Origin of the sequence: Bacillus inaquosorum KCTC 13429 (assembly GCF_000332645.1) — a bacterium.
GTDB classification, from domain to species: Bacteria; Bacillota; Bacilli; order Bacillales; family Bacillaceae; genus Bacillus; species Bacillus inaquosorum.
Window position 1 is genome coordinate 1 of the sequence record NZ_AMXN01000012.1, and the last position, 11,508, is coordinate 11,508.

Annotated in this window: 13 protein-coding genes; all 13 read right to left on the reverse strand. The window is 43.5% G+C overall.

From position 1 onward, the window contains the following. Positions 1-234 precede the first annotated feature (234 nt). The 13 genes from lysS to BSI_RS00790 all read right to left on the reverse strand — a co-directional run bounded on the left by lysS (position 235) and on the right by BSI_RS00790 (position 11,366). Positions 235-1,734, reverse strand: a complete 1,500-nt coding sequence (gene lysS / locus BSI_RS00850) for a lysine--tRNA ligase (RefSeq protein WP_003242071.1) — start codon at positions 1,732-1,734, stop codon at positions 235-237. A gap of 91 nt (positions 1,735-1,825) precedes the next feature. Beyond that, a complete protein-coding gene (dusB, locus tag BSI_RS00845) occupies positions 1,826-2,827 on the reverse strand; it encodes a tRNA dihydrouridine synthase DusB (RefSeq protein WP_003242073.1) in 1,002 nt (333 codons plus the stop codon). A 12-nt stretch (positions 2,828-2,839) separates the two neighbouring features. Continuing rightward, entirely contained in the window at positions 2,840-3,058 is a 219-nt protein-coding gene (locus BSI_RS00840; protein WP_003242076.1) for a helix-turn-helix domain-containing protein, read from the reverse strand. Next, positions 3,010-3,513 carry a 2-amino-4-hydroxy-6-hydroxymethyldihydropteridine diphosphokinase gene (gene folK / locus BSI_RS00835; RefSeq protein ID WP_032732370.1) on the reverse strand — a complete coding sequence of 168 codons (504 nt, stop codon included), beginning with the start codon at positions 3,511-3,513 and terminating at the stop codon, positions 3,010-3,012. The genes BSI_RS00840 and folK overlap by 49 nt, the downstream gene beginning before the upstream one ends. Next, positions 3,510-3,872: a dihydroneopterin aldolase gene (gene folB / locus BSI_RS00830; RefSeq protein WP_003242079.1), complete on the reverse strand. Its 363-nt coding sequence runs from the start codon at positions 3,870-3,872 to the stop codon at positions 3,510-3,512. The genes folK and folB overlap by 4 nt, the downstream gene beginning before the upstream one ends. Next, positions 3,865-4,722 carry a dihydropteroate synthase gene (gene folP, locus BSI_RS00825; protein ID WP_032732371.1) on the reverse strand — a complete coding sequence of 286 codons (858 nt, stop codon included), beginning with the start codon at positions 4,720-4,722 and terminating at the stop codon, positions 3,865-3,867. Before folP ends, folB begins: the two co-directional genes overlap by 8 nt. After that, positions 4,704-5,585 (reverse strand): aminodeoxychorismate lyase, encoded by an 882-nt coding sequence (pabC, locus tag BSI_RS00820; protein ID WP_003242083.1) that lies wholly within the window; start codon positions 5,583-5,585, stop codon positions 4,704-4,706. The genes folP and pabC overlap by 19 nt, the downstream gene beginning before the upstream one ends. Further along, positions 5,585-6,169 carry an aminodeoxychorismate/anthranilate synthase component II gene (pabA, locus tag BSI_RS00815; protein ID WP_003242085.1) on the reverse strand — a complete coding sequence of 195 codons (585 nt, stop codon included), beginning with the start codon at positions 6,167-6,169 and terminating at the stop codon, positions 5,585-5,587. The genes pabC and pabA overlap by 1 nt, the downstream gene beginning before the upstream one ends. A gap of 13 nt (positions 6,170-6,182) precedes the next feature. After that, a complete protein-coding gene (locus BSI_RS00810) occupies positions 6,183-7,595 on the reverse strand; it encodes an anthranilate synthase component I family protein (protein WP_003242087.1) in 1,413 nt (470 codons plus the stop codon). A 163-nt stretch (positions 7,596-7,758) separates the two neighbouring features. Continuing rightward, entirely contained in the window at positions 7,759-8,685 is a 927-nt protein-coding gene (gene cysK, locus BSI_RS00805; RefSeq protein WP_003242091.1) for a cysteine synthase A, read from the reverse strand. Positions 8,686-8,760: 75 nt separating this feature from the next. Then, the gene (locus BSI_RS00800) at positions 8,761-9,654 is read right to left on the reverse strand and encodes a peptidyl-prolyl cis-trans isomerase (RefSeq protein ID WP_003242093.1); all 894 of its coding nucleotides are present in this window, start codon (positions 9,652-9,654) and stop codon (positions 8,761-8,763) included. Between the two features lie 48 nt (positions 9,655-9,702). Further along, positions 9,703-10,578 (reverse strand): redox-regulated molecular chaperone HslO, encoded by an 876-nt coding sequence (gene hslO, locus BSI_RS00795; protein ID WP_003242095.1) that lies wholly within the window; start codon positions 10,576-10,578, stop codon positions 9,703-9,705. A gap of 11 nt (positions 10,579-10,589) precedes the next feature. Further along, positions 10,590-11,366: a type III pantothenate kinase gene (locus BSI_RS00790; protein WP_003242097.1), complete on the reverse strand. Its 777-nt coding sequence runs from the start codon at positions 11,364-11,366 to the stop codon at positions 10,590-10,592. Positions 11,367-11,508: the final 142 nt, after the last annotated feature.

The window sequence follows — 11,508 nt, forward strand, 5'->3', positions numbered from 1 at the left end:
TTAGTTTTCAAAGATCATTTTCGTTCACTTCGTTCAAGCGACTTTATTATTATAACTCGATGACTCAGTGAAGTCAATAACTTTTTTGAAGTTCTTTTTTTCGTTATCGCCTTGTTTAGCGGCAACGAATAATAATATACCACCTTGTAAATAATAGTGCAATAGTTTTTTTGAAGAAATACTTAGGAATTTAAAAAGAGCGGCATCCTAGAGAAAGGATGCCGCTCTTCTTTATTAGCGCTGTCTCATTTGCGGGAATAACAGCACATCGCGAATAGAAGGAGCATTCGTCAGCAGCATAACCAGACGGTCGATACCGATGCCTAAGCCTCCTGTTGGCGGCATACCGTATTCCAGAGCTTCAACAAAATCTTCATCCATTAGATGAGCTTCATCGTTACCAGCTTCACGCTCTTTTAATTGCGCTTCAAAGCGTTCTCTTTGATCAATAGGATCATTCAGCTCTGTAAACGCGTTTGCGTGTTCACGGCCAACGATAAACAGTTCAAAACGGTCTGTGAAGCGCGGATCCTCTGGGTTTTTCTTAGCTAGAGGAGAAATTTCTACAGGATGTCCGTAGATAAACGTTGGCTGAATAAGCGTTTCTTCAATTTTTTGTTCGAAGAACTCGTTGATGATATGGCCTACTGTCATTGAGTCTTTAATCTCTACGCCATGTTCTTTTGCATATTCACGCGCCTGCTCAACAGTAACCTCTTCCCAGAAATCAACACCAGTCGCTTCTTTAACTGCGTCAACCATATGGATTCTTTTCCACTCAGGTTTAAGATCGATTTTTTCATCGCCGTATTGGATCGTAGTCGTTCCAAGCACTTCTTGGGCGATATGAGCGACAAGGTTTTCAGTTAAGCTCATGATATCTTTATAGTCTGCATACGCTTCATACAACTCAATCATCGTGAATTCAGGGTTATGGCGTGTAGAGACACCTTCATTACGGAAAACACGGCCGATTTCATATACTTTTTCTAAACCGCCGACGATCAGGCGTTTTAGGTGCAGTTCAATGGCAATACGCATATAGAGCGGAATATCTAACGCATTGTGATGGGTGATAAACGGACGTGCAGAAGCTCCCCCGGGAATGCTGTGCATTGTTGGTGTTTCTACTTCTAAGTATCCATGATCATCAAGGTATCTTCTCATAGCTTGAATGATCTTGCTGCGTGTAATGAACGTATGTTTGCTGTCTGGATTTACGATAAGATCCAGGTAGCGCTGACGGTAGCGCTGCTCAACGTCTTTTAAACCATGGTATTTGTCAGGTAGCGGACGAAGCGCTTTTGTCAGCAATTCAAAAGAAGTGGCTTTAACAGACAATTCGCCTACATTTGTTTTGAAGACTTTTCCGGTTACACCGATAAGATCACCGAGGTCAGAAGACTTGAAGATTTCATATTGCTCGTCACCGACACTGTCTTTTCTTACGTAGATTTGGATTTGACCTTCTAAGTCCTGGAGATGCGCAAAGCCGGCTTTTCCTTTGCCGCGTTTTGTCATCATGCGGCCTGCGATTGTGACTTCAATTGCTTTTTCTTCTAACTCTTCTTTGGTTAGATCTTGATATGCCGAAATAACTTCCTGAGACTGATGAGTTCTTTCAAAACGTGCGCCGAACGGATCAATGCCGTTATCTCTCAGCTGATTCATTTTATCGCGTCTGACTTGCAGCTGGTCGTTCAATTCTTCATGGTTATGCTCTTCTTGACTCATTGTTATCACTCCATTACAGATATTGTTTCATGCAAAAAGCAGAAAAACTGCCAGCGCAAAACTGGCAGTGAGCAGCAAATAGAGGTTAGTATTATCCTACTTTTGCGTCTTGAAGCTCTTTTGCCTCAACTTCAACAGTAAATGCATCTAAAAGCTGTACAAGCTCTTCTCTTGTCTCGCAATGGTTGATTTCATTACGAACCTTTGCATTGCCTTTTACGCCTTTCAGATACCACGCAGCGTGTTTCCTCATTTCTCTTACCGCTACGTTTTCACCTTTTAAGTTAATCAGGCGGTCAAGATGCAGTTTGCATACCGCCATTTTTTCGCGTACTTGCGGCTCTTCTTTTAATTCGCCTGTTTCGAGGTATTGAACCGTACGGTAAATCATCCACGGATTGCCCAGTGCAGCGCGGCCGATCATAACACCGTCTACTCCTGTTTCCTCAAGCATGCGCTTAGCATCCTGCGGCGTCTTGACATCGCCGTTTCCGATAACCGGAATCGATACTGATTGTTTTACTTCTTTGATGATGTCCCAGTTTGCCGTTCCTTCGTACATCTGCACTCTTGTGCGGCCGTGAAGTGCAACTGCTTTTCCGCCCGCACGTTCTACAGCTTGTGCGTTTTTCACTGCAAAAATGTGGTCTTCATCCCAGCCCATTCTCATTTTCACTGTAACTGGTTTATCAACGGCATCCACTACTGCAGAAACCATTTCATAGATCTTATCTGGATCGAGAAGCCATTTCGCTCCCGCGTCACATTTTGTAATCTTTGGTACAGGACATCCCATATTAATATCAATAATGTCAGCAGTTGTGTTTTGATCTACAAACTTCGCCGCTTCCACAAGGGTTTCCTTTTTTCCACCGAAAATTTGAAGGCTAAGCGGTTTTTCACGTTCATCAATGTAAAGCATACCCATGGTTTTTGCATTGTTGTAAAGGATCGCTTTATCACTGACCATTTCAGCACATACCAATCCAGCTCCGAATTCCTTGACAGTCAATCTGAATGCTGAGTTGCAGACACCAGCCATTGGGGCAAGCACAACCCGGTTTTTCAATTGAATATCACCGATTTTAAACATTTTTTCCTCCTTTCATTTGTTATATTTTTCTGGCGGCGCTAATTCGTCCGCGCTTATATTTAAAACATCTGCTACACCTTGAATAATGGCAGCTGACGGCAATCGGTTTCCGCGTTCAATTTCGCCGAGAATAGAAACTGATATACCTAATGCTTTTGCAAATCCTTCTTGAGTATAACCTTTCAGCTTTCTGAATGCACGAATTCGTCTACCCCAGATTTCTGCTTCCATACTCTTACACCTTCTTGGTCTGTTTCCGCGCTTGTTGCCTCTTTTTCAACCTGCGGGCAAATCTCCGCAAGCGGTGCAAGGACAAACAAACGCTCATACATTCTCGGATGCGGAACAATTAGTTGCTCTGTTTCAATATTTTCACGATTAAACAGCAAAATGTCAAGGTCTGCCGTCCGCGGTCCCCATCTTACTTCCCTTGTTCTGCCTAAGTCACTTTCTATATGCTGCGTTAGTTCAAGGAGTTCAAAAGGATTCAGCGACGTCTTGATTTCAACAGCCATATTCAAAAATTCATTTTGGTCTTCGTATCCGACCGGGTCAGTTTCGTAAATGGACGACACTTTAGTGACTGTCACCGCATCATGCTGGTGCAGTAATGCCACTGCTTGCCTTAAATACGTTTCTCTATCTCCAATGTTAGATCCGAGTGCAATATAAGCTATGTTGTTCATGATTTTTTTCTCGTGATTTCGATTGCTACTGATTTATAGTGTCCGGGAATTGGCGGATCAGGCTTAATCACTTTCACAGTACATTGCTGCACCGGCTGAAATTTCTTAAGCACAGTGTCAGCAATACGTTCCGCCAGCGTTTCCACCAATTTCACAGGCTCCCCTTCTACGATATCTTTACATACGTGATAGAGCTCAGCATAGTTAATCGTTTGCTCAAGGTCGTCTGTTTGTCCGGCTTTACTTAAATCCAACTCAGCGGTTAAATCAACTTTAAACCGCTGTCCAAGCTTATTTTCTTCTTTGAACACACCGTGGTATCCGTAAAACTCCATGCCTTCTACATAGACTTTATCCATGGTGCACCCCTCCCTTATTCAGCATCGCGTCCATCATTTTCGCCATTCTGGCAATTTGTTTTACGTCATGGACCCTGACAATGTCACAGCCTTTTTGAATGCCGAGACACACGGTCGCACCTGTGCCCTCAGCCCGCTCTTCAGGCGGAAGATCCAGAACCCGTCCGATGAATCTTTTTCGGGAGGTTGCCAGAAGAACCGGATATCCCAGTCCGCTGAAAATCTCAAGTTTGTTCATCACTGCCAAATTATCGTGATAGGTTTTCGCGAACCCGATACCGGGGTCAAGGATAATGTTCTTCTCCTCTACTCCGGCCTCAACAGCGATTTTTACACTCTTCATTAAGTCCGACAGCATATCCGGCAATAAGTCATTGTAATTTCTCTCTGGACGGTTATGCATGAGAACAATTGGAACATTGTGTTCTGCTGCAACGGAAGCCATCTTAGGATCATGTTTCGCTCCCCAAATATCATTGATAATGGATGCGCCGGCTTTCACAGCTTCATCTGCTACAGAAGCCTTGTACGTATCTACAGAAATCGGGACGCCTAATTCTTTTGTGATCCGCTCAATTACCGGAATCACTCTGGACATCTCCTCATCCTCTGACACATACTCAGCGCCAGGCCTTGTCGATTCTCCTCCGATATCAATGATATGGGCGCCGTCATCGATCATCTCTTTCGCGTGCAGCAGCGCCTTGTCCAAGCTGTCATATTTTCCGCCGTCTGAGAAAGAGTCAGGCGTTACGTTTAAAATCCCCATCACCAATGTCTTCTCTTTATATGATAAAGCGCTGGGCTTGGTGTGGATTACTTGTGTTTGGTCTATCGTTTGCTGCGCCATTCTCTTCCTCCCTTTTCATGAATCATGTTCTTTATTTCTTTTTTGTATAGCGTTTGAAGAGCAGAGGCTGCTTCTCCGCTTCGGCCCGCATAGTTTACTGCTTCTATTTTAGTAAACGGGATGATCTCAAGAACCGAGTTCGTCATCCACGCTTCGTCAGCTGTCATGAGAGCTTCGAGCTCGTATCGGCCCGTTTTGAGTTCCAGTCCTATTTTCTTTGCATTTTCCATGACAAAACGTCTCGTGACACCGTCCAGAATGCCGGTATCGAGCGATGCAGTATAGATGCAGCTGCCTTTTCTCCAGAAAACATTTGATATGATGCCCTCCGCAACAGCTCCATCCTCAGTTAAGAAAATCCCTTCGACACCCGGATCATTTCCGATTTCCCGTTTCGCATACATATTATTTAAATAATGATGAGATTTTAATCGGAACGGCCCCTCTGGTGTGTTTCTCGGTATCGATAATACCTTTCCTTCTTTTTGCAAAGGAAGATTTTCTGGTTTCAGCTGGTTCACAAAGCATAAAACAGTCGGCTTATCGTATGTCTGGGCGACAAAGCCTTTATCGCTGAATCCTGCTGATATGTCCAGCCTGACGCGCGCATTGCCATCCTTTATATCATTCAGCCAAAGCAGCTTGTCCAGCATCTCGAGGATCTCATCCTTTGAAACAGTATATTCGATTTGCAGATCCTTAAGCGCACGTTCAAGCCTTTCTATATGCCAATCAAGCAAAAACGGGCAGCCTTCGTAGAGCCTGAAGGTTTCAAAAACACCGATCCCATATAAAAATCCATGGTCAAAAGGAGAAAGAACTGCATCTTTCTCCTCTATATACCGGCCGTTAACATATATCATCACGCAATAGCTTCCTTGCGGTATGTCTCAATGAAATTTCTGAGCATTTCTTTCCCAAAGGAGGTCATAATAGACTCTGGGTGAAATTGCACGCCCTCTATCGGGAGGTCATTGTGGCGAATGGCCATGATTTCTCCTTCTTTCGTTTGTGCTGTTACTGTAAAACAGCTTGGCAGCGTCTCAGGTTTTACGATCAGCGAGTGGTAACGAGTCGCGACAAGGGGATTTTTCAGTCCTTCGAAGATCGTCTTGCTGTCATGCTCGATATCAGAGGTTTTCCCGTGCATAAGCCGCTCTGCCCTAACGACGTCACCGCCAAACACTTGTGCGATGGACTGATGTCCGAGGCATACACCAAAAATGGGAATTTTGCCTGCGAAATGTTTAATTGCTTCAAGGCTGATCCCTGCCTCATCAGGACTGCATGGTCCAGGTGATATCATCAGAAAATCCGGAGAAAGCTGTTCGATTTCTTCGATCGTGATGTCGTCATTGCGTTTCACAATCAGCTCTTCCCCAAGCTCGCCCAAATACTGTACCAAGTTGTACGTGAATGAATCGTAGTTATCAATCATTAAAATCATTTCTCCGCTCACCTCATCTAATTTTTGTCTCTTCTTTGCTCAGCTCTAACGCCTTTTGCATCGCAAAAGCTTTTTTGAATGATTCTCTGTATTCGTGCTTTGGAACAGAATCAATCACAACTCCTGCGCCGGACTGCATAAATGCCTGCCCCCCGGTTGCATAAATGGTTCGAATAACGATATTAAACTGCAGATCGTGATTAAATCCAAACCACCCTATAGATCCAGTATAAAGCCCGCGGCGTGTCGGCTCAAGTTCTTCTATAATTTCCATTGTTCTTACTTTGGGAGCACCTGTAATGGTTCCTCCGGGAAATACAGCATGAATAATATCTACAGCATCATATCCATCCTGCAATTCACCTTGGACGTTAGACACAATGTGCATCACATGCGAGTATTTTTCAATTGCCATGAATTCGTTCACGCGTACAGACCCGTAACGTGATACTCTTCCCAGATCATTTCGCTCAAGGTCAACCAGCATGACATGTTCAGCGCGTTCTTTTTCATTGTGAATCAATTCGTTTGCGAGCGCCTCGTCTTCTTCATCAGTTTTCCCTCTGGAACGGGTGCCTGCAATCGGTCTCGTCTCTAATCGTTTGCCCTTTTTACTGACAAGAAGTTCAGGCGATCCGCAAATGATTTGGAAATCAGGTGTTTCTAAATAAGCCATATACGGAGAAGGATTTACTTCTCTCAGGGTTTTGTAAATTTGATATGGATGGGCAGACAGTGACTGTGACTGTCTTAATGATAGATTGACTTGAAACACATCGCCGCTGGCAATGTATTGTTTGATTTTCTCTACAGCTTGTGAGAATCCGTCCTCAGTAAATGGTGCCGCGAAGGAACCTTCTGTTTCATGCTTCATCTCTCTCGAAGGGACAGCAGGAAGCTCAGTCAGCCACATCCGCTCCAGCTCAGATAGCTTCACCTCCGCAGATTCCTGATCAGAACCATTAACATGAGTAATCAGCCACAGAGTCTCTTCTTGATGGTCATAAACTGCTATATCATCAAAAACAAGAAAATAAATATCCGGTGTTTCCAGATCATCTAATGAGAGCATTTTAAAGTTTTCAATGTAACGAGCGTAATCATAGCTGAGAAAACCGATTGCCCCGCCTTGAAAATCCGGAAGCTCATGATCTGTTTCTGTTTCCAGCGTTTTGAACCAGCTGCGGAAGGCACGTAATGGATCACCTTCTTGAAACAGCATCTCATCACCATGCTTAATAGTGGTGATTCCGTCTTTTCCTTTTACAGTCGCAATTGGATCAAGACCGGCTATAGTGTATCTGCCGCCTCTTGCACTTTCAAGTAGTACATGCTGTTTTTTGGATTGCGCAAGTTTCTCAAATTGTTGTAAGAATGAATCTTTTTGAAAAGGTACTTTTTTGCCTGCCGGTCTGCGTTGTGCCATTTATATCATTCCTCTATTTTCTTTTTTGCTTGTTTTTTATTGTAAAGCAATCTTGTTAGTGAAAAAAGTGAATTTCTCTTCCAAGAATAACATTCGTCGCAGACACGGCATATTTGATGCACGAATATAAAAAAACTCCCGGCGGACCGGGAGTTTGGCTTTTTTAATCGAATTGATACAGCGGCGTGCTCAGATAACGTTCGCCGTTACTTGGAATGATGGCCAAAACTTTTTTGCCTTTTCCGAGTTTTTTCGCTACTTGAAGAGCAGCATAAATTGCCGCACCTGATGAGATGCCTCCGAGAATTCCTTCTTCACGTGCAGCTCTGCGCGCATATTCAAATGCTTCTTCATTCTTCACAGGGAAGATTTCATCGTATACTTCAGTGTTTAAGATGTCCGGCACAAATCCAGCTCCGATTCCCTGAATTTTGTGGGGGCCTGGTTTTCCTCCTGCAAGCACTGGAGAGTCTGACGGTTCAACAGCGTATATTTTGATAGAAGGGTATGCTTCCTTCAGAACTTCGCCCGCTCCTGTAATCGTTCCGCCTGTTCCGATCCCGGCTACAAATGCATCAACCTGGTCATCACCGAATTGCTCAACGATTTCTTTACCCGTTGTTTGGCGGTGAATTTCTGGGTTAGAAGGGTTGTTAAACTGCTGAGGCACAAAGTATCCGTGCTTTTCAGCAAGCTCTTCCGCTTTCTTAATGGCGCCTTTCATGCCTTCCGCACCAGGAGTCAGCACAAGCTCAGCACCGTACGCGCGAAGAAGGTTGCGGCGCTCCATGCTCATTGTATCAGGCATAACCAAAATGGCTTTTAATCCTTTAGCAGCTGCAACCATCGCAAGCCCGATTCCAGTATTTCCGCTTGTCGGTTCAATGATTGTATCACCGGCTTTTAGTTTCCCTTCTTTTTCAGCGGCTTCAATCATGGCTAAACCGATACGGTCTTTTACACTGCTTCCAGGGTTCATGTATTCAAGCTTTAGATATACATCCGCACTGTTTTCATCTGCAAGGCGATTTAATTTAACGATTGGCGTATTCCCAATTAATTCAGTAATGGAGTTTGCTACACGTACCATTCTCGACACCTCAATTTCCGACTATTTGTATTGGTATTATGTATATAATCTATCAATTTCAAAATTTTTTGTCAATCACTTAGTACTTTTTTCCCCATAAAACCAAGATACATCGGCTTCTTTCCAAAGCGTTTTGACTGTAGCTTTATCGCCTAACTGATCCATTGCGATTTGCCGTCTGATCTGATCCTTTACTTCAGCATATGAGAATGTCCTTGCCTTTAGTTTTTCTTTCAGCTGAATCACGGCATATCCGTTACTGACCTTTATCGGTTCTTCAGACCATTCATCCTCATTGAGTGTTTTTGCTTCTTCAATGTATGCTGACGGAATGTTGTCCGATGCTTCTGTAACAAAACCTAAATCTCCGCCATATGGCGATGTATATCTGTCTGTAGACCTTTCCGCTGCGACAGCTTCAAAGCTTGAGCCGCCTTCAAGTTCTTTCAAAACTTCTCTCGCTTCTTCTTCATCTTTTACAACAATGTGCCGAATTCGATACGAATCATCAAACTGATACAGTTCTTTATTTTTATTATAGAATGATTTCGTTTCACTGTTTGAGATATCAATATCCCTTGTTAACAACTCTTCAAGGAGGATATTATAACGAATTTGGTCTTTCCACTCCTTCTCAGTTGTATGTTCGTCTTCGTAAAAAGAATTGTTGACCGCTTTAATCAGCAAAAACTCACGATCAATTTCGCTTTTAGACACTTTGAGATCGTTCTTTTTGGCGAGCTGCTCAACGACTCGGACATTGATCATATCTTCAAGTGTCGACTTTCCATATTGATCTTCCATTTCTTTCAGCCATTCTTCTCTTGTCACGCTTTTGCCTCCGATCGTCGCAATAGACTCACCTGACGGCGATGCGCCTGCCTGGGATTTCGTCAGCGTATATGCAACAGCAATACAGCAAACCAACAGCGCCCCTAAAATAACGGTCCAGATTGTTCTTGATTTCAAACCTGCTTTCAGCCCCTTTTCTCAAATTAAAAAAACCCGCTAAAGAGCTTAGCGGGTAGTTTGGTCACGAAGCCCTTCCAGCTCTTCTTTTGTAAATAAGTACTTTTCATTACAAAAATGGCATACTGCTTCGGCTTGTCCATCTTCTTCTATCATATCTTGAATTTCTTTTTTGCCTAGTCCTAAAATGGCTGTTTCGAAACGTTCTTTTGAACAAGGACAATGGAACCTAACAGGCATCGTTTCCAAAATCTCTGGCTTCTCGCCTAGAACTTCTTCCAGAATTTCTTCTGGTGTAAGTCCTTTTTGGATGAGCTTAGAAATCGGCTCTACTTGAGATAGACGCTGTTCAATTTTTGTGATCGTTTCATCATCTGTTCCCGGCATAAGCTGAATAATAAAGCCTCCTGCCGCAAGAATGGTATTGTCAGGATTCACGAGCACACCTACGCCCACCGATGATGGAACCTGCTCCGAAGACACAAGATAGTAGGTGAAATCATCGCCCAATTCTCCTGAAACAATTTCTACTTGTCCTGTGAAGAACTCGCGCAACCCTAAATCTTTTACGACACTTAACGTTCCGCTTGTTCCAACCGCACGTCTGACATCAAGCTTGCCTTGTTCATTTAAATCAAAATGAACTTGCGGGTTAGAGACGTATGCTCTGACTTCCCCTTTTGCATTGGCATCAGCCACAATTGCTCCGATCGGACCTCCGCCTTCGATTTTCACTGTCAGCTTATCATCGCCCTTCAGCATAGCGCCGAGCATAAGCGAAGCTGTCATTGTGCGGCCCAGTGCAGCGGATGCTGTCGGCCACGTACCATGGCGTCTTTGTCCCTCACTTACCATATCAGTTGTTCTCGCTGCATAAGCGCGAACTTTTCCGTCATACGCAAGTGCTTTTACTAAATAATCCATTACAAAACCTCCTATACACTTCCTACGCGGTTTCGTTCATAAATCAATTCCAGCCCTTTTAGGGTTAAGAATGGATCAACGATATCTATACAATCTGATTCGTTTGCAATGAGCGGCGCAAGGCCTCCTGTCGCAATGACCTTTGGTTCCTGTTTTGCCTGCCATTTCATTCGCTTGACGATTCCTTCCACTTGACCGACATAGCCAAATAAAATTCCAGATTGCATCGCGCTTACAGTGTTTTTTCCGATAATATTGTCAGGCCGGGTGATTTCAATACGCGGAAGCTTTGCCGCACGCGAGTAAAGCGCCTCTGTCGAAATCGTAATCCCAGGAGCAATCGCTCCGCCCATGTATTGTTTGTTTTCATCAATATAGCAGTATGTTGTGGCAGTTCCGAAATCGACAACAATTAATGGATTGCCGTATAAGTGTATCGCAGCGACAGCATTTACGATTCTGTCTGCTCCCACTTCTTTCGGATTGTCATATTTTATATTTAAACCGGTTTTCATACCCGGACCGACAATTTGCGGTTCGATATGAAAGTATTTTGTGCACATTCTTTCTAATGCAAACATAATTGGCGGCACTACTGATGAAATAATAATGCCATCTATCTGTTCAAACATGAGTCCAGAGTGCTCGAACAAAGAGCGCAAAATCATCCCAAACTCATCTTCTGTTTTATGCCTGCTTGTTTCTATACGCCAGTGATATTCTAATTTTCCCTCATGATATACACCAAGTACAGTATTGGTGTTCCCCACATCAATAACCAGTAACAACCTCTATCACCACTTTTGAATAGTTTCTCTATATTACTTTTACAAACATTCTACAATACCATACACGATCAGCGGCTCATTTGTAAACAAATCGATATCAGAATTGGATGATTGCAAAAGCGGCTGCCGAGGCATGATTTAC